Annotated in this window: 15 protein-coding genes; 6 read left to right on the top strand and 9 right to left on the bottom strand. The window is 59.0% G+C overall.

Translation table 11 applies throughout. The annotated features are described in order from the left end of the window. From BN1133_RS16390 to pheS, 4 genes are all read right to left on the bottom strand, one after another. Nucleotides 1-485: type 2 periplasmic-binding domain-containing protein (locus BN1133_RS16390; protein WP_462477399.1), on the bottom strand; the 485-nt coding region annotated here is incomplete at its 3' end. Nucleotides 486-558: 73 nt separating this feature from the next. Further along, nucleotides 559-858, bottom strand: coding sequence for an integration host factor subunit alpha (ihfA, locus tag BN1133_RS16385; RefSeq protein WP_005351990.1), 300 nt, complete (start codon nucleotides 856-858; stop codon nucleotides 559-561). Between the two features lie 3 nt (nucleotides 859-861). Further along, on the bottom strand, nucleotides 862-3249 hold the full coding sequence (gene pheT, locus BN1133_RS16380; protein ID WP_050667544.1) for a phenylalanine--tRNA ligase subunit beta: 2388 nt from the start codon (nucleotides 3247-3249) through the stop codon (nucleotides 862-864). Nucleotides 3250-3261: 12 nt separating this feature from the next. Then, a complete protein-coding gene (pheS, locus tag BN1133_RS16375) occupies nucleotides 3262-4245 on the bottom strand; it encodes a phenylalanine--tRNA ligase subunit alpha (RefSeq protein WP_050667543.1) in 984 nt (327 codons plus the stop codon). A gap of 258 nt (nucleotides 4246-4503) precedes the next feature. Between pheS and BN1133_RS16370 the strand changes: the two genes are divergently transcribed. After that, nucleotides 4504-5232 (top strand): type 2 periplasmic-binding domain-containing protein, encoded by a 729-nt coding sequence (locus BN1133_RS16370; protein ID WP_153006761.1) that lies wholly within the window; start codon nucleotides 4504-4506, stop codon nucleotides 5230-5232. 53 nt (nucleotides 5233-5285) lie between these two features. Here the strand turns inward: BN1133_RS16370 and BN1133_RS16365 are convergent, their stop codons facing one another. Further along, nucleotides 5286-7754: a glycogen/starch/alpha-glucan phosphorylase gene (locus BN1133_RS16365; RefSeq protein WP_050667541.1), complete on the bottom strand. Its 2469-nt coding sequence runs from the start codon at nucleotides 7752-7754 to the stop codon at nucleotides 5286-5288. A 344-nt stretch (nucleotides 7755-8098) separates the two neighbouring features. Beyond that, nucleotides 8099-8293 (bottom strand): DUF4250 domain-containing protein, encoded by a 195-nt coding sequence (locus tag BN1133_RS16360; protein WP_050667540.1) that lies wholly within the window; start codon nucleotides 8291-8293, stop codon nucleotides 8099-8101. A gap of 167 nt (nucleotides 8294-8460) precedes the next feature. Between BN1133_RS16360 and BN1133_RS20185 the strand changes: the two genes are divergently transcribed. The 4 genes from BN1133_RS20185 to BN1133_RS16340 all read left to right on the top strand — a co-directional run bounded on the left by BN1133_RS20185 (nucleotide 8461) and on the right by BN1133_RS16340 (nucleotide 13558). After that, the gene (locus tag BN1133_RS20185; RefSeq protein ID WP_136613594.1) at nucleotides 8461-8895 is read left to right on the top strand and encodes a cell division inhibitor; all 435 of its coding nucleotides are present in this window, start codon (nucleotides 8461-8463) and stop codon (nucleotides 8893-8895) included. Between the two features lie 504 nt (nucleotides 8896-9399). Continuing rightward, nucleotides 9400-10740: an outer membrane protein transport protein gene (locus tag BN1133_RS16350; RefSeq protein ID WP_050667538.1), complete on the top strand. Its 1341-nt coding sequence runs from the start codon at nucleotides 9400-9402 to the stop codon at nucleotides 10738-10740. A 239-nt stretch (nucleotides 10741-10979) separates the two neighbouring features. Beyond that, complete coding sequence (locus tag BN1133_RS16345; RefSeq protein WP_050667537.1) at nucleotides 10980-12263, top strand: OmpP1/FadL family transporter; 1284 nt, start codon at nucleotides 10980-10982, stop codon at nucleotides 12261-12263. An 86-nt stretch (nucleotides 12264-12349) separates the two neighbouring features. Next, nucleotides 12350-13558, top strand: a complete 1209-nt coding sequence (locus BN1133_RS16340; protein ID WP_050667536.1) for an EAL and HDOD domain-containing protein — start codon at nucleotides 12350-12352, stop codon at nucleotides 13556-13558. Here BN1133_RS16340 and BN1133_RS16335 read toward each other — a convergent pair. Beyond that, the gene (locus tag BN1133_RS16335; protein ID WP_050667535.1) at nucleotides 13555-14721 is read right to left on the bottom strand and encodes a thiolase family protein; all 1167 of its coding nucleotides are present in this window, start codon (nucleotides 14719-14721) and stop codon (nucleotides 13555-13557) included. The two genes, BN1133_RS16340 and BN1133_RS16335, sit on opposite strands and share 4 nt — an antisense overlap. A 121-nt stretch (nucleotides 14722-14842) precedes the next feature. On the opposite strand from BN1133_RS16335, the gene BN1133_RS16330 reads away from it, so the two are divergent. After that, complete coding sequence (locus tag BN1133_RS16330) at nucleotides 14843-15247, top strand: MerR family transcriptional regulator (protein WP_050667534.1); 405 nt, start codon at nucleotides 14843-14845, stop codon at nucleotides 15245-15247. A gap of 29 nt (nucleotides 15248-15276) precedes the next feature. On the opposite strand, the gene BN1133_RS16325 is transcribed toward BN1133_RS16330, so the two are convergent. Both BN1133_RS16325 and sstT read right to left on the bottom strand, forming a co-directional pair. Continuing rightward, the gene (locus BN1133_RS16325; protein WP_050667533.1) at nucleotides 15277-16521 is read right to left on the bottom strand and encodes a dicarboxylate/amino acid:cation symporter; all 1245 of its coding nucleotides are present in this window, start codon (nucleotides 16519-16521) and stop codon (nucleotides 15277-15279) included. Between the two features lie 206 nt (nucleotides 16522-16727). Further along, on the bottom strand, nucleotides 16728-17981 hold the full coding sequence (gene sstT, locus BN1133_RS16320) for a serine/threonine transporter SstT (protein ID WP_050667532.1): 1254 nt from the start codon (nucleotides 17979-17981) through the stop codon (nucleotides 16728-16730). Nucleotides 17982-18174 lie beyond the last annotated feature (193 nt).

Below are 18174 nucleotides of genomic sequence, written 5' to 3'. Positions count from 1 at the left end.
GTATCGCGCAGGGAGAGGTAGTCACCGAAATAGGCCTGTGCCTTCCCCTCCTGCAACAGCTGGTAGGGAGAGACCCCTGCCGGAGCGGGCTTCAGGGCCAGCTCCGGCAACAGTTCCCCCATGGTGTCAGGACTCAGCCAGGCGGCGGGTACCATGGCCCCCCCCCTCCTTGCCCCCGCCCTGTAGAGCAGTGCCGAGCGCACCGTGAAGAGGGGCCGACTCTGCACGCCAAGCAGAGGATCCACCCCCTCCGGGCTCATGATGGGCAGCAGATCGCACGCCCCCGCCAGATAGGCCTCCCGGGTGGCACGCCAGGTTGGATAGGAGAGATAGGTGACGCGCGACCCCAGAGAGTCGGTCAGTTGTCTGATAAGATCCCGCGCCAAGCCACCCCCTTTCACCAGATAGGGAGGGTAATCGATGGCCGGATAGCAGAGGGAGATCTCGGGTTGGCTGGCCAACCAGGCGCGGGTAGGCTCGCTCAAGGGTAATGAGCCGGCCAGGGCTGGCACGCTAAAAAGGGAGAGTGAAAAAAGCCAGGCTAGGCCTGGCTTTTTGTTACTCCTTGAGCGGTTCGACATTCTCGACCCTCGCCTTGAGCTTCTGCCCGGGTCGGAAGGTCACGACGCGTCGCGCCGTGATGGGAATGTCTTCACCGGTCTTGGGGTTGCGACCCGGTCGCTGGCTCTTCTCTCTGAGATCGAAGTTGCCAAAGCCGGAGATCTTGACCTGTTCGCCCCGCTCCAGGGCTTGCCGGATCTCCTCAAAGAAGGCTTCCACCAGCTCTTTGGCCTCGCGCTTGCTCACCCCGAGTTGGGTGAACAGGTGCTCTGCAATGTCGGCTTTGGTCAGCGCCATAGATCAATCCCTCAAGGATGCGTTCAACTCTGCCGAGAGAGCCTGAACCACGCGATCGACGGTTTCGGCAATCTCTTTCTCCTCCAGGGTGCGCTGGGTATCTTGCAACACCAGACTGATGGCCAGGCTCTTCTTGTCCTCGGCCATACCAGCGCCCTGGTACACGTCAAACAAGTTTATTCCAACTACCTGATTTCCGCCAACTTTTTTAATTACGGCGAGAACGTCACCGGCCAGGACCTGACGGTCAACCACCACGGCAATGTCGCGGCGGTTGGCCGGGAACTTGGAAACTTCGGCCGCGACCGGCACCTTGGCCGGGGTCAGCTTGTCCAGCTCCAGCTCGAACAGGACGGCACGGGTCTTCAGGCCCAGGCTCTTCTCGAGGCTCGGGTGGATCACACCGATATGACCGATCACCACACCATCGCGCAGGATGGCGGCGCTCTGGCCCGGGTGCAGGGCGCTGTGCTCGGCACGTTCGAAGGTAAAGGAGGCACCCTCGGCGGTCAGATCCAGCACGGCTTCCAGATCGCCCTTCAGATCGAAGAAGTCGACGGCACGGGCCTTGGCGTCCCAGTGTTCATCACCCTGGTTACCGGTGATGATACCGGCCAGCATGGGCTCCTGGCGGATGCCGTTCTCGGCCGACGCATCCTTGATAAAACGCAGACCCTGCTCAAACAGGCGCACACGCGGCTGCTGACGGTTCTGGTTGTAGACGACAGCCTGCACCAGACCCGGGAAGAGCGACACGCGCATGGCGGACATCTCGACCGAGATCGGGTTTGGCAGCACGATAGCGTCGCTTTGCGGGAACAGGATCTGCTGGGCCTTGGGATCGACGAAGCTGTAGGTGATCGCCTCCTGGAAGCCGCGGTCGACCAGCAGGTGGCGAACACGCTTGAGGGTCACCTGCCCTTCGGCCTGCTCCACCATGGCGAGCGACGCAACGGGTTTCAGGTTCGGGATGTTGTTGTAGCCATAGATACGGGCTACTTCCTCGATGAGATCTTCCTCGATGGCGATGTCGAAACGCCAAGAGGGGGCCAGCGCGGTCCAGCCGTCGGCATTAGCGGTCACCTGCATGCCGAGACGGGTCAGGATCTCGACCACCTGCTCATCGGCAATCTGGATGCCGATGACACGCTCCATCTTGCTGCGACGAAGGGTGATGGGTTGTGCCTTGGGCAGGTGCTCGTCGGATTTGACCTCGATAACCGGGCCCGCTTCGCCGCCACAGATATCCAGCAGCAATCGGGTGGCCCGGTCCATCACCTTGGCCTGCAGCTCTGGATCCACCCCGCGCTCGAAGCGGTGGGACGAATCGGTGTGCAGGCCATAGGCACGGGCACGACCTGTGATGGAGAGCGGCGCGAAGAAGGCGCACTCGAGCAGGATGTCGGAGGTGGTCTCACACACGCCGGTGCGATCGCCGCCGAAGATGCCGGCCATGCAGGCAGGGCCCTGGGCGTCTGCGATAACCAGCGTGTTCTCTTTGAGCTTCACCTCGGTGCCATCGAGCAGGGTCATGGGCTCGTCAGCCTTGGCGCGGCGCACCACCAGCTCACCGTCCAGCTTGGCCAGATCGAAGGCATGCATCGGCTGACCGTATTCCAGCAGCAGGTAGTTGGTGATGTCGACGATGGCGTCGATGGAGCGGATGCCGCCACGGCGCAGCTTCTCTTGCATCCAGAGCGGGCTCTGGGTCTTGAGATTCAGCCCCTTGATGACGCGACCCAGATAACGGGGACAATCGGCAGGCGCCTCAACCCGGATCGGGAAGCTGGCGTCAATGGTGGCGACAGCCGGCGTCCAGGTCGGCTCGATGACGTCGGCGCGGTTGAGTACGCCGATTTCGCGGGCCAGACCCGCAATACCGAGGCAATCTGCACGGTTGGGGGTGAGATCCACGTCGATGGCGACGTCGTTGAGCGCCAGGTAGTCGCGGATATCGGTGCCGATAGGGGCGTCAAGCGGCAGCTCGATGATGCCGTCGGCTTCGACGTCGATACCCAGCTCGCTAAAGGAGCAGAGCATGCCGTGGGACGGCTGGCCACGCAGCTTGGCTTTCTTGATGGTGAAATCACCCGGCAGGGTCGCCCCGACCTTGGCCACGCAGACTTTGAGGCCGGCGCGGCAGTTCGGCGCACCGCAGACGATGTCGAGCAGCGCTTCTTCACCCACGTTGACCTTGGTCACCCGCAGCTTGTCGGCGTCCGGATGCTGGCCACACTCGACCACTTCACCCACCACCACGTTGTTGAACTGGCCGGCCACCGCTTCCACGGCGTCCACTTCCAGACCGGCCATGGTGATCTGCTCGGCCAGTGCATTGTCACTCAACTCGGTGCGGACCCACTCCATCACCCAGGATTTACTGAATTTCATGTTCTCTCGCCCTTACTTGAACTGCTTGAGGAAGCGCAGGTCGTTTTCGAAGAAGGCACGCAGGTCGTTGACCCCGTAGCGCAGCATGGTGAGGCGTTCAACGCCCATGCCGAAGGCAAAGCCGGAGTATTTTTCCGGATCGATGCCGACCGAACGCAGCACATTCGGGTGCACCATGCCGCAGCCCAGCACTTCCAGCCACTTGCCGTTCTTGCCCATCACGTCCACTTCGGCGCTCGGCTCGGTGAACGGGAAGTAGGAGGGACGGAAGCGAATGGTGAGATCTTCCTCGAAGTAGTTGCGCAGGAAGTCGTGCAGGATGCCCTTGAGCTCGGTGAAGCTGGCATGCTCGTCAACCAGCAGGCCTTCGACCTGGTGGAACATGGGGGTGTGGGTCATGTCGTAGTCGTTACGATAGACGCGGCCCGGGGCAATGATGCGGATCGGGGGCTGCTGCTGCTGCATGGTACGGATCTGCACGCCCGAGGTGTGGGTACGCAGCATCAGGTCCGGGTTGAAGTAGAAGGTGTCGTGATCGGTTCGCGCCGGGTGGTGGGCCGGGATGTTCAGGGCATCGAAGTTGTGGAAGCCATCTTCGATCTCCGGGCCACGCGCCACGGTAAAGCCCATCTCGCCAAACAGGCGCTCGATACGCTCTATGGTGCGGGTCACCGGATGCAGGCCACCGTTTTCGATGCGACGACCCGGCAGGGTGATGTCGACGGTTTCGGCGGCCAGCTTCTGATTCAGCACGGCAGCTTCGAGGGCATCACGGCGCAGGCCCAATGCATCCTGTACGGCCTGCTTGGCCTGGTTGATCACGGCACCGGCGGCGGGACGCTCTTCCGGCGACAGGGCACCGAGGCCCTTCATCTGCTCGGTAAAGAACCCTTTTTTCCCCAGATACTTGACCCGGACTTCGTCGAGCGTGGCGATGTCGCTTACGCCCTCAATTTCGGCCTTCGCCTGGCCGACCACTTCTTCAAGCTGCTGCATGTCTTCCTCGTCACCACTCCCCTTGGGAGCTGCTCCAGCAAAAAATAGGAAAGGGCATGATAGTACTAAAAAAAGCGGGATCCTGCCTAGGGTAAAGCGCGTCTTGTCACGTTTTTCCCCTCAAGGGGGTAAAACCCCTCCCACGAATGGCCATCCCGGGTGCCGGTTCCCATGAAACATGGGATTCGGCGGGATATCACGGTTCAGGCGTTTGGATGTGTTAAGCTCACCTCATGCATGCCTTTTGCGGGCCCCGTGATGAGATGCCTCCCTGCGCTTTTGTTACTGTTATCGCTCCTGCCCACCTCCCGCGCCGAGACGCTGGATGCCTACTGCGATCACTGGGAAGATTTTTGCAATCGGGACGGTAGCGGCATCTATCTCGACCTGCTCCGGGCCGTCTATGGTAGCGACATGGGGGTCGCTCCCCATATTGTCCCCTACAAACGCGCCATAGCCCTGACCAGGAGTGGCGTTCTGGCGGTGCTGCTCGGTAGCTATCGCAATGAAGTTGACACCCTCCACTATGCAAGCCAGCCCGATGGGGTAGATCTCATCACCGTCTATATGACCCGGGAGAAAGCCGCGCTCTGGCAAGGAATCGATCAGCTCAAGCGCGGGCGGCTCTTGCTACAGAAGGGATGGAGCCTTGACGAGACCCTTGGCATAGAGGGCACCTATACCGAGGTAGAAAGTGCCGACAAGGGGTTCGCCCTGCTCACCAAGGGGCGTTACGACTATTTTGTGACCGATGCCCTGCCCTCCAGTCGGGTTCCCCCTCCCATAATGGCAAAGAAACTGCAGGGTGAGCCTACCTATCCCGCCTTTACGGCAACCCCATCGGGCGCCAAGGCCCTGTCACTCTGGGAACTTCGCATGCCACGGCTCATCGCGTCGGGCCAGGTTGCCCGTATCTATGAACACTATGGACGCCTTGCCGAGTTCAACGGCTACCTGCTCCCCCTCTATCGAGAAACGAAACGATAAAAAAACCGAAACCCTCACGGGTTTCGGTTTCGTCGTAACAGTATCAGGGGATATTAGCTGACTTTACAGCTCTTGAGACCCCAGATCCGAGCCACATAGTCCTCGATGGAGCGGTCGGAGTTGAACTTGCCCATGGTCGCGGAGTTGATGATGGCCTTCTTCGCCCACAGGGAAGGGTCACGATACCAGGTATCGATCTTGCGATGCGCCTCGGAGTAGGAGACAAAATCAGCCAACGCCAGATAGGTATCGCCCCCTTCGAGCAGAGCCCGCTTGATGGAGGAGAGCTCCCCCGGACGGCCCGGCGTGAAGTAGTCGGTATCAAACCAGTCCAGCACCGCCTTGATCTCGGAGTTGGCGTAGTAGAAGTCGTACGGGTTGTAACCGCGCGCCTTCAGTGCCTTCACCTCATCCACCGTCAGACCGAAGATGGCGCAGTTCTCTTCACCCGCCTCCTCGGCGATCTCGATGTTGGCGCCATCCAGGGTACCGATGGTAATGGCACCGTTGAGCGCCATCTTCATGTTGCCAGTACCGGACGCTTCATACCCTGCGGTAGAGATCTGCTCGGAGACATCGGCGGCCGGGATCAGTTTCTCTGCCAGGCTGACGCGATAGTTGGGCATGAAAACGACCTTCAGCTTGCCCTGGATCCGGCTATCGTTGTTCACCCGCTCGGCCACCTTGTTGATGGCGTAGATGATGTCCTTGGCCAGCTTGTAGCCAGGCGCAGCCTTGGAGCCGAAGATGAACACCCGCGGGTGCATATCGTAGTCCGGATTGGCCAGCAGACGACGGTAGAGAGCCATGATATGGATAAGGTTCAGCTGCTGGCGCTTGTACTCGTGCAGACGTTTTATCTGAATATCGAAGATGGCCTCGGCACTCACCTCGATGCCAGTCTCGGCCTTGATCACCTGAACCAGCTTCTCTTTGTTGTGACGCTTGATGGTCATGAACTGCTTCTGGAAGGCCTTGTCATCGGCAAACTTCACCACAGAGCGCAGCAGATCCAGCTTGAGCGGCCACTCCTTACCCACCACCTCGTCATAGAGGGCTGCCAGCTCGGGGTTACAGGCCAGTAACCAGCGACGAGGGGTGACCCCGTTGGTCACGTTGCAGAGCTTGTCCGGCCAGATCTGGTCGAATTCGGGGAAGAGATCTTCTTTGACCAGACGGGAGTGCACTTCGGCCACACCGTTGACCTTGTTGGAGCCGATGACGCACAGGTTACCCATGCGTACCTTGCGGACATCCCCCTCCTCGATGATGGAGAGCTTGGCCTTGATGGCATCGTTACCCGGCCACATGGGCTCAACCTTCTCGGTAAGGAAGCGGCTGTTGATCTCGTAGATGATCTCGAGGTGACGGGGCAGTACCCGCTCGAAGAGGTAGACGGCCCACTTCTCCAGTGCCTCGGGCAGCAGAGTGTGGTTGGTATAGGCAAAGACCCGGTAGCAGATATCCCACGCCTTCTCCCACTGCAGATCCTCTTCATCCACCAGTACCCGCATCAACTCGGGAATGGCGATGGTCGGGTGAGTGTCGTTGAGCTGGATGGCGATCTGGTCGGCAAAGTGGCTGAAGTCATCACCGTGGGCACGCTTGTAGCGACGCATGATGTCTTTGATCGAGCAGGCGCAGAAGAAGTACTGCTGGATGAGACGCAGCTCCTTGCCGGCTTCTGTTTCGTCGTTGGGATAAAGCACCTTGGAGATGGTCTCGGCCTGAGCCTTCTCAGCCTGGGAGTCGAGGTAACCTCCGGCGTTAAACACATCCCAATCGAAGAACTCGGAGGCGCGAGACTCCCACAGGCGCAGTATGTTGACAGTGTGACCGCCAAACCCGACCACGGGGATATCCCAGGGCACCCCTTTGATCTTGCGACCGGCGTGCCACACCTTCTTCATGCGGCCATCGTCCCCAAACACGGTTTCGACATAGCCGTAGAGCGGGATCTCCTGCACCGACTCGGGACGGCAGATCTCCCAGGGGTTGCCGTACTCACGCCAGGAGTCCGGACGCTCGATCTGGCGGCCATCCTGGATCTCCTGACGGAACAGGCCGTGCTCATAGTGGATACCGTAGCCGATGGCCGGGTAACTCAGGGTAGCCAGGGAGTCGATGAAACAGGCGGCCAGGCGGCCCAGGCCGCCGTTGCCGAGGGCCATGTCTGGCTCGCATTCGCACAGGTCGCTGAGATTCAGTCCGAGATCGGCCAACGCCTCATCGCAGACTTTATAAAGAGAGAGGTTGTGGAGGTTGTTCGAGGTCAACCGCCCCATCAGGAATTCGGCCGACAGATAGTGGATGGCGCGGGTGTCTTGCTTGAGGTGGGTCTGCTGGGTGCGAGTCAGACGCTCGTACACCTGCTCGTTGACTGCGGCTGCGGTTGCCTTCCACCAGGACTCTTGAGAAGCCTTCTCTTCACTGGTGCCGAGCGTGGAGCGCAGGTGACGGACGATGCTCGCCTTGAGCTGCTCCTTATCCAGGAGAATGTCGGTCTTCTTCTTGGTTGCCATAAGCTTTTCCCTTCGTTACTGAAATGCGGGGCCAATTTCCCGGCTCATAGAGTGAGTCAATTATTATGTTCATCATGAAAACTGGCTGGAGGCATACTAGCGAAACCAGTTCGATGAAAAGTGAATCCAAGTCACACTTTAAACGCCAGAAATGACAGGAAAATGATGAAAACCCTTTCTTTTCACCTTGTTCAAGGATTCTTTTTAATCCCTTCCAATTCAATTAGATATGAAAGCATTTTCGAGACAAATGGCTGAATAGGTTTTCATAAAAACGGCCCTCCAGCACATAAAGAAAACAGACAGCACCAATGCCAGAAAAGGTACTGTCTGTCCAACCTGTGCTACCACCCTTTGAACTGGTTGCTGGCAGGGTCGTAGCGGTAACCAATCTCCCGCAGACGGCGGCTCAGCACCTCTTCATTCATGTCGTAATAGGAGAGCAACTCTTCCAGTGAGCCGCACTCCAAACGCAGCTTCTCATTGACGATCCCAAGCAGAATATTGGCATCCAGCAGCCTGAGCTGACTCGCATCCATGATGGCCCCTCCTTACGTTGCCTGCATCTATAACCATGGACACTGGCGGCGACCGCGGCAAGCCCCCCCCCCCTGCAGTGCTCACATTTTTAGCAACAGAGGTTGATCCGAAGGCACGAACAAACTACTGTATACCCATACAGCTTGTTTTTATGTACAGGTGAGATATGACCCAGTTAGCCGCAATCCACTCCCACTCCAGCGCTTTCACGAGTTGGCCACGCCACAGACCTTGCCTGCGCCCTGATCCGGCGGCTCAGGACACTATCCTCGACCTGCTTAAACGCACCCGGTTGCACACGGGCTGGATCCTGTTACTCGCCCCACCGGGCGCTCCCAGCGCCGCCGATCTGCAATCCAAGGGGATCGATCCCACCCGAGTATTGCTGCTCCCCCGAAACCGCATCAAGAACTGGCAAGGGGTCCTGGAGAAGAGCCTGGGAAACGGCTGTTTCAGCGCTGTACTCGGCTGGCTGCCCGAAGACATCGATCTGGACTTTCAGCGTCTGGATCGCTCCCGCCAGGCAACAGGCACACTGATGCAGATCTTTGTCCCGCCCTTGTGCCACCCCTTTGGCCAGAATCTGTTTCATAACCATTGAAAATATGGGGCGGCCTCTGCCGCCCCTTTGCCCGATGTCATCACCGCCGATGATTAAGGCAGAAATCAGCGGTACCTGGGTCAGTCTCCATTTCACCATGACTGATGATAAGAAAGGCTCTCTGCCATCCTTTGGGCCTTTATCAGTCGCAGCACCCTGAATGGTCGGCCACTGCGTGGCCCTGTCGTCAGGCCCTGTAACCGCAGATGCAAAGTAACCGGCATTGAGGCTTTTTATCGCCCCCCTCTTCGAGTGCCACTCACCCAATTTGTGCAGCAGATCGACAATCTGCTCAGGCAATGCGCATTACAAGAACAAACTGTTAACAGTTCGTTATCTATTGTGTATTCTCCCACTACTGGTCTGATTTCTTACCTCCTACCAGATCATTAGAATCACGCCGGTATTCAATGGGATATGAAGCTAAAAAACAAAGATCTTGCCGCCATCTGAGTGGCACGGGTCAGGATTGACCCGAAAAGATCAACACCAAGAGAGACGATCATGACTACTGCTTCCTTCAAGAAGAGCCTGCTGGCTGCCGCCGTGGCCCTCGCCAGCACCCAGGCTTATTCCGCCGCCTTCCAGCTCAACGAACACTCTGCCTCTGGCCTTGGCCGTGCCTATGCCGGTGAAGCCGCGGTCGCCGATAACGCCTCCGTGCTGGCTCGCAACCCGGCCGCCATGACCATGTTCGACAAGATGGCGGTCTCGGTTTCCGGCACCTATATCCACCCGGATGTGGATGTTAATGGCCAAACAGATGGCGACCTAACTCTGCCCAACGGCGGTAAAGTACCCAACTTCTTCGATAGAAATGCAAGTGAAAGTGGCATCGCACCGAGTGCCTTTGTACCGGCCGCCTACTTTATCCAGCCCCTGAAAGAGGATCTGGCCTGGGGCATCGCCATGTTCTCCAACTACGGCCTCTCCACCGAATATCCAGAGACCTTTGCTGCAGGCTCAGGTGCCGGTAATACCGAGCTGCTGACCTTCAATATCAACCCCAACCTGGCCTATCGCGTCGCTCCGGGCTTTAGCCTCGGCGCCGGTATTAACTTTGTCTACGCCGAAGCCGAACTTAATCGTTATGCTGGGGTATTGAGTTCCACTAAACCCCAACAAATGAGCCGCGACACCAATATCAGCCATATGAAGGGTGATGACTGGGGCTTTGGCTGGAACGTGGGCGCCCTCTACGAGTTCAATCAGGACAACCGCCTGGCCCTGACCTACCGCTCTCAGGTCAATATCAAGTTTAAGGGTGACTACAAGGGGCTCTCCACCATTGGTGCGGGCAAACCCGGCCAAACCGTGGATGGTGAGCTGAATATGGAGCTGCCGGCTCAGGCCGAGCTGGCTGGCTATCATCGCCTCAACCCCCAGTTTGCGGTGCACTACTCCGTCAACTGGACCGACTGGAGCGCCTTCCAGGAGCTCAAGGCCACCAGCGACAGCTGTGTCAGTGCCGATGGTGCCGGCGTCTGTCTCTACAAGCCTGAGAAGTTTAAAGACTCCATGCGCTACGCCATCGGCGGCACCTGGTACATCAACCCGAGCTGGGAGGCCCGCATCGGCTTTGCCTATGACAACAGCCCGATCGAGCCCGAGTACCGCAGCCTGAGTATCCCCGATTCCGATCGTATCTGGTACAGCGCCGGTGCCACCTACCATATCGACAAGGATATGAGCGTCGACTTCGGCATGGCCTACCTGGATGGCAAGGAAGTGGAAGTCAACGAAGGTCTGGTCAACCATGATGGCACAGTGAACAATCCACGCTGGAAGGGTACCTCCCACGGGAACGCCTTCCTGGCTTCAGCCCAGTTCAACATGAAATTCTGATTTCACTGTTTCACAAAGGCGTCCTTCGGGGCGCTTTTTTTATGCTCACGATCTCTATTTCGGCGTACGCCTGTAGCGCACACCTGTTCGCTTTTCCTTTTTAATCAAACTATTAAGTAACAGATGTACAGCAGTAGCTACTGTTTTACCCCCTCCGACCCCATTCCGGTTGCGATACTCCTCAGACCAGATAAAATTCTGCCGCCATAAAAACCACAATAGAAACGTCAGGGAGAGCTATGCGTACTTATTTCAAACCTTCTGTGATTGCCTTTGCGCTGGCAGCAAGCCAGGCCCACGCCGCCGGCTATCAGTTGGCCGAACAGTCAGCCACCGGTCTGGGCCGCGCCTTCGCCGGTGAGGCCGCCATTGCCGACAATGCCAGCGTCCTGGGTCGTAACCCCGGCGCCATCACCCGCTTCGACGCCCCTGCTCTGTCGGGTGGCCTCATCTACTTGAAGCCGGATGTAAACATCGATGGCCAGGTAAAGGACATCACGGGAACCAAGGGGGCCAATGCCCACGACATCGCCGACGCGGCCTGGATCCCCAACCTCTACTTCGTCACCCCACTCAACGATCGCCTGAGCCTGGGCCTCTCTGCCACCTCCCACTACGGCCTGGGAATTGAGATGCCACAGGGCTATGATGCCGGCCACTTTGGCAATGTCTCCGAGATCAAGACGGTCGATCTGGGAATGGCACTGGCCTATCGCATTACCGACATGCTCTCCTTTGGCGCCGGGCTCTCCCTTATCAAGGGTGAGGGAGAAGTGGGTGGCACCTATCCCACTACGCTGACCAACGGCCAGAGTGTGATCGCCAAACACGTAGAGGGAGATGGCAACGCACTGGGGTGGAATGCCGGCATCCTGCTGACCCCGAGTGAGCAAACCCGTATCGGTCTCTCCTATCGCAATGGCGTCAATCTGAAGCTCAAAGGTGACGCGACCGTCAGCAAACCGGTTGCCCCGGGCAAGTTCTCGACCATCAGCGATCAGGGCAGTCTGATCCTCCCCCTGCCCGCCACTGCCGAGTTGGCCCTCTATCAAGCGCTGAGCGAGCGCCTGGCTCTGCATGCCAGCCTCAACTGGACTGACTGGAGCAAGTTCAAGTCTCTGACCGCAGAGCTCGATCATCTGGGAACCCTCCCCATCAAGGAGGAGCACTGGGAAGACAGCTGGCGTTATGCTCTGGGGATGACCTATCAGCTGACCCCCAAGTGGCAGCTGCGCTCCGGGCTGGCCTACGATCAGAGCCCGGTGCCGGCCGATCGTCGCACCATCTCCATCCCCGATGCGGATCGCATCTGGTACAGCGCCGGCCTGGGCTATCGCCACAGTGACGCCCTCTCGGTGGATCTGGGCCTGACCTTCATCGATGGCAAACGGGTCAGTGTACATGAGAGCCTGAGCCAACCGGTCGTCATCAATGGTCAACCCATGACCTATCGCTCCGACTTCAACGGCTACTCCGAGGGCGATGCCTGGCTGGCCGGAGTGCAAATCAACTATCAATTCTAACCTTTCTGCTACCGGCGCCCGTTCGGGCGCTGGTACACTTCCCCGCTACGCCATACACTCTGGGTGATTCTTATTGCGGAGGCCCCATGTACTCCTATGTCGCCAGACAGCCAATCCTCGATGCGCAGCAGCAGACTCATGCTTACGAGCTGCTGTTTCGAGACAGCCTCAGCAATGTCTTTCCCGATATCTCATCGAGCACGGCCACAACCCAACTGGTCGTCGAGCAGTTTCTACACCAGAACATCGATCAACTGCTGGCCGGTAAGGTGGCACTGATCAACTTTACCCATGAGCTGCTGCTCTCCGGGCTGGCCGAATGCCTGCCGCGGGAGAAGGTGATCATCGAGATCCTGGAAGATGCCACGCCCGATGCGGCCCTGCTGGAAAAGGTAAAAAACCTCCACGCGGCGGGCTACCGACTCGCCCTCGACGACTTTACCCTGGCACCGGCCTGGGAGCCCTTCCTTCCCTATATTGAGCTCATCAAGTTTGATCTGCGCACCACCCCCATGCTGCAGATCCGCCGCTTTATCTACCAGCATCGCCATCTTGACCTCATCTATCTGGCCGAGAAGGTCGAGACCCTGGAGGAGTTCGAGCGAGCCAAGGGTGCCGGCATTTCACTCTTTCAGGGCTACTTCTTCAGTCGTCCCGAGCTGGTCAAGCGGGCCAGCCTTAAACCTTCCCAACTGGTGGTGATGCAGTTACTGCAGGCGGTCAACCAACCCGAGATCGATCTCAGGCGGGTGGAACAGCTGCTCGGTCAGGATCTCTCCCTCTCTCTGAAACTGCTGCGTTATGTCAATCATCTCAAGGGAGGCGCCAACCCTATCTCCTCCTTTCGTCAGGCGGCTATCTACCTGGGTGATGAGGAGCTGCGCCGTTTCGTGGCCTTGGTCGCGGCCGGCAATGCGGGGATCGGCAAGAGTGACGAGCTCTACCAGATGTCTCTGATCCGGGCTCGGTTTTGTGAGTTGTTGGCCGAGCATCAGGGTCGCTCCGGCGCCTCGGAAGCCTTTATGACGGGGCTATTCTCCCTGCTCGATGTGTTGATGGAGCAACCCATGACCAGCCTGCTGGAGTCGATCCCCCTGGCAAGCGTGATCAAACAGGCCCTGCTCGAGCGAAGCGGTCATCTGGGGACCTATCTGCTGGCCGCCGATGCCTGTGAGCAGGCCAACTGGCCCGCCCAGACACGCTATGCCACCACGCTACAGATGAGCGACGAGGTTCTCTCCCAGCACTATCTCACCGCAACCATCTGGACCAGTCAGTTGATGGCTCCCACCTAAGGAAGCGCCAATGCCAACGCCGTGGCCTCCCCGCCACCAATGCAGAGAGATGCCATGCCACGACGCGCCCCAAGACGGTGCATGGCGTGGATCAGGGTCACCAGGATCCTCGCTCCGCTCGCCCCCAGAGGATGACCGAGGGCGCATGCACCGCCATGTATGTTGACCCTGTCATGGGAGAGATCCATGGCTTTCATGGCCAGCATAGGCACCATGGCGAAGGCTTCATTGATTTCGAACAGATCCACCTCGCGGCTGTGCCACCCCAGCTGCTCGAGCAGCCTGACCATGGCACCAACGGGGGCCGTCGTAAAGCCGGCAGGTGCGGCCGCATGAGTGCTGTAGCCACAGATCTTCGCCAGGATTGGCAACCCGCGGCGCTGCGCCTCATCCCGGCTCATGAGCAGTAGCCCTGCGGCGCCATCCGAGATTGAGCTGGCGTTGGCCGCCGTGATCGATCCTCCCTCTCCAAACGCCGGTTTGAGATGAGGGATCTTCTCGGGCCTGGCTTTACCCGGCTGCTCATCCACCTCGAGCAGGCTCATCCCTTTGTTATCGACGACACTCACCCACTCGGAAAAAAACGCGCCCTCTTCGATGGCCCGGCGAGCCCGTGACAGAGAGGCAATGGCATACTCATCCATCTCGGCGCGCCCGATGCCCTGCTCATCGGCCACTTTCTGGGCATAGTGCCCCATCAGGTGACCCTCATAGGCATCCTGCAAACCGTCCAGGAAGAGATGATCGAGCAACGTCTGATGGCCCATGCGCAGGCCAGATCGCGCCTTGTCGATGAGATAGGGAGCACGGCTCATGCTCTCCATGCCACCGGCCAGCACCACCTTGCTCTGCCCGAGGCGGATCTGATCGGCCGCCACCATGACGCTCTTCATCCCCGAGCCACACACCTTGTTGATCGTGGTACAAGGGACCCGCTCCGCCAATCCGCCCAACAGGGCCATCTGACGGGCAGGCGCCTGCCCCAACCCCGCCGAGAGCACGTTCCCGGCATAGAGCTCTTCCACCTCATCCCCCGCCAGCCCGCACTGGGTGAGCAGCGCCTGTACCACCCTTGCGCCCAGCACAGGCGCCGCGAGCGGCGACAATGCCCCCATAAAACTGCCCATCGGTGTCCGACGGGCGGCAACGATCACCACTTCCATGTCTGAATTCCTCCTGGTTACATTTTCACAACATTACCATTATTCCCTTGCCGGACAAGCGGTTGCACCGGCAGGTCAGTTTCGGTAAGGTGCCATGCAAAATTGACACACCAGTGGCACCATGGGAAACAGGGAAGAGAGCTACACCATCAGCGAGTTGGCGCGGGAGTTTGATATCACGACCCGCAGCATCCGCTTCTACGAGGATCAGGGGTTACTGCAGCCCACTCGGCGCGGGCAAAGCCGCATCTACAGCCGTCAGGACAGGGTCCGCCTCAAGCTGACCCTGCGTGGCAAACGCCTTGGCTTTAGCCTGGCCGAGATCCGAGCCCTGCTCGATCTCTACGAAACCGACAAGAGCAGCCGCACCCAGCTCACCACCATGCTCACCATGATAGAGAGCCACAGGGCCGGCTTGCGTCAGCAGATGGAAGATATCCGGCAGGTGCTGCAGGATCTGGAGGCGGCCGAGTCGCGCTGCCAGAGCGCGCTGACGGCTCTGGGTGACGAGCAGACACCAACATAGAAGAAGGGGCCCATCGGGCCCCTTCTCTGTTATGCCGCCTTGTTCCAGCGGTTGGGATCAAACTCGGGACTGTACTTGTCGACGATCACGGCGCAGGCCGCATCACCCGTGATGTTCAACGCGGTACGCACCATGTCGAAGATGCGGTCGAGGGCGAACAGCAGGGGCAGGCCCTCGATGGGGATCCCCGCCGCCAGCAGCACCGCCACCACCAGGAAGGTCGGCCCCGGCACACCGGCCTGGCCGATCGCCCCCAGGGTTGAGGTGATGATGATGGCCGCCCAGGCGCCCATGCTCAGATCGATCTGGAACACCTGGGCAAAGAAGATGGCGACCAGACCGTAGTAAATGGCGTTGCCGCTCATGTTGATGGTGGCACCGAGGGGCAGCACGAAAGAGGCGGTGGCATTGGTCACCTTGAGCTCCTTCTCGACCACCTCCATGGTCACCGGCAGGGTTGCCATGGAAGAGGCGGTGGAGAAGGCGACCACCTGGGCCTTCTTCATGGCACTCATGTAGCGCATGACCGGGGTATCGGAGAAGAGGGCCACCAGACCCGGATAGATCACGAATCCATAGATGAGGATGGCCGCCACATAGACCACAAACAGCTTCATGACGATGGTCAGCACGTCGAAGCCGTAGGTACCAATGGCATCGGCCATCAAACCGAAGACCCCGAGGGGGGCAATCAGCATCACCTTGTTGATCATCCAGACGAAAGCATCAACCAGGGTGTTCATGCCATCGATAAGCGGCTTGGATTTCTCGCGCGGCTGTTTGGCGATGGCAATACCGAGGAACAGACAGAAAACCAGGATCTGCAGGATATTGGCCTGGGTCAGAGACTGAAAGACGTTGGTCGGCACCATGCCCAGCAGGGTGCTGATCGCATCGGGCAGTACACCCTTGTCGGCATACTCTGCCGAGAACATCCCCTCGACGCTGGAGAGATCGACTCCCACGCCCGGCTCGAACACCTGCCCCATCACCAGGGCCAGCAGCACGGCCAGGGCCGAGGTCAGCATGAAGAAGGCCAGGGTCGTGACCCCGATCTTGCCTGCAGCAGGGCTGGCGCCCAGGTTCGCCGCCCCCGAGATGATGGCCACCGCCACAAGGGGGATCACCAGCATCTTGATGAGCTGAATAAAGAGATTACCCAGGGGGGCAAAGAGGCTGGCCTGCTCCCCCATTGCCGCGCCCACGGCGGCACCCAGCACCATGGCGACCATTACCTGGAAGCCAATGTTCCTAACGAGTCCTTTTGATAACACAGGATTTTCCTTATTACGTGCTATTAACAGTTTTGGATTTTTTTACTAACAGGGGCGTTGAACTCCTGTTCAACGCCCCGTGGCGGTGCTTTATCGCACATTTAAATGCTAAATAAAATGGCAGGTTTCGAATAATCACGCTATTGATTTTACGAACAATTTAAAGAGATTCGTCCGTATCGTTATCTCCCCTTCCCATGGGCCTCTCAGGCTTCACTCACCGCCTCGGCAGACTTCTCGAGCAGTGACTTGTCCTCGGCCATGCAGGCCGATGCGGTGAACAGCACGTCGGTAGAGCTGTTGAGGGCCGTCTCGGCAGAATCTTGCAGTACCCCGATGATGAAGCCCACGGCCACCACCTGCATGGCGATGTCATTGCCAATGCCAAACAGGCTACACGCCAGCGGGATCAGCAGCAGGGAGCCACCGGCCACCCCGGAGGCACCACAGGCGCTAACGGTGGCCACCACGGAGAGCAGCAGGGCGGTGGCGATATCGACCTCAATCCCCAGGGTATGCACAGCCGCCAGACTCAGCACTGTGATGGTGATGGCCGCGCCGGCCATATTGATGGTCGCGCCGAGGGGAATGGAGACCGCATAAGTATCCTCCGGCAGGCGCAGCTTCTCGCACAGGGCCATGTTAACCGGGATGTTGGCCGCAGAGCTGCGGGTGAAGAAGGCCGTCAGACCACTCTCGCGCAGGCAGGTGAGCACCAGCGGATAGGGGTTGCGGCGAATCTTCCAGAAGACGATGAGCGGGTTCACCACGAAGGCGATAAAGAGCATGCTGCCCAGCAGCACCGCCAGCAGTTGGGCATAGCCAAACAGGGCGTCGAAACCGGTCTCGGCCAGGGTCGAGGAGACCAGACCCAGGATCCCCAGCGGAGCACAGCGGATCACCGCCTTCACTATCCAGGTGATGGCGTGGGAGAGATCAACGATCACGGCCTTGGTGCTCTCACTGGCATGACGCAGGGCGACCCCGAGACCAATGGCCCAGGCCAGGATCCCGATATAGTTGGCATCGAGCAGCGCTTTCACCGGGTTGGTCACCACGTTGAAGAGCAGGGTTTGTAGCACCTCGGTGATCCCGCCGGGGGGCGAGAGCTCGGCACTGTTGGCCACCAGATGAAGGTTGGAGGGAAAGAGGAAGCTTGCAATCACGGCCACCAGGGCTGCGGCAAAGGTGCCCAGCACATAGAGGAAGAGGATTGGCTTCATATTGGTCTTTTGACCCTGCTTATGGCCAATGATGGCCGCCATGACCAACACGAAGACCAGTACGGGAGCCACCGCCTTGAGCCCGCCCACGAAGAGGGAACCCAGCAGACCGACCGATTTGGCCAATTCGGGAGCAAAGGTGGCGAGCAGGACGCCAAGGACCAGACCGACCAGGATCTGGCTGATGAGGCTGGTGCTGTTGATAAGCCTCAGCAAGGGGTGTTGTTCTTTTGTCATCGTCATCGAATCCCTGAGCACTAACGGGCGGCGTCCATTGCTGCGGCCCAGGCATTTCGCGGCAAGTTGACGCAGGGGGCGATCCCGCCCACCTCACGCACCGTTGGCGCCATATTATTGTGTTAGTACGCCCGCCTGAGCAGAGGCACTATCCCATCAAGCTGATGGGATTTCCACTATAAATAAGCGTGAA

The sequence above is a fragment of the Aeromonas schubertii genome, assembly GCF_000820105.1.
Classification (GTDB): Bacteria; Pseudomonadota; Gammaproteobacteria; order Enterobacterales; family Aeromonadaceae; genus Aeromonas; species Aeromonas schubertii.
The sequence above is the reverse complement of the archived record's forward strand: the minus strand, read 5'-3'. Positions and strand labels throughout refer to the sequence as shown.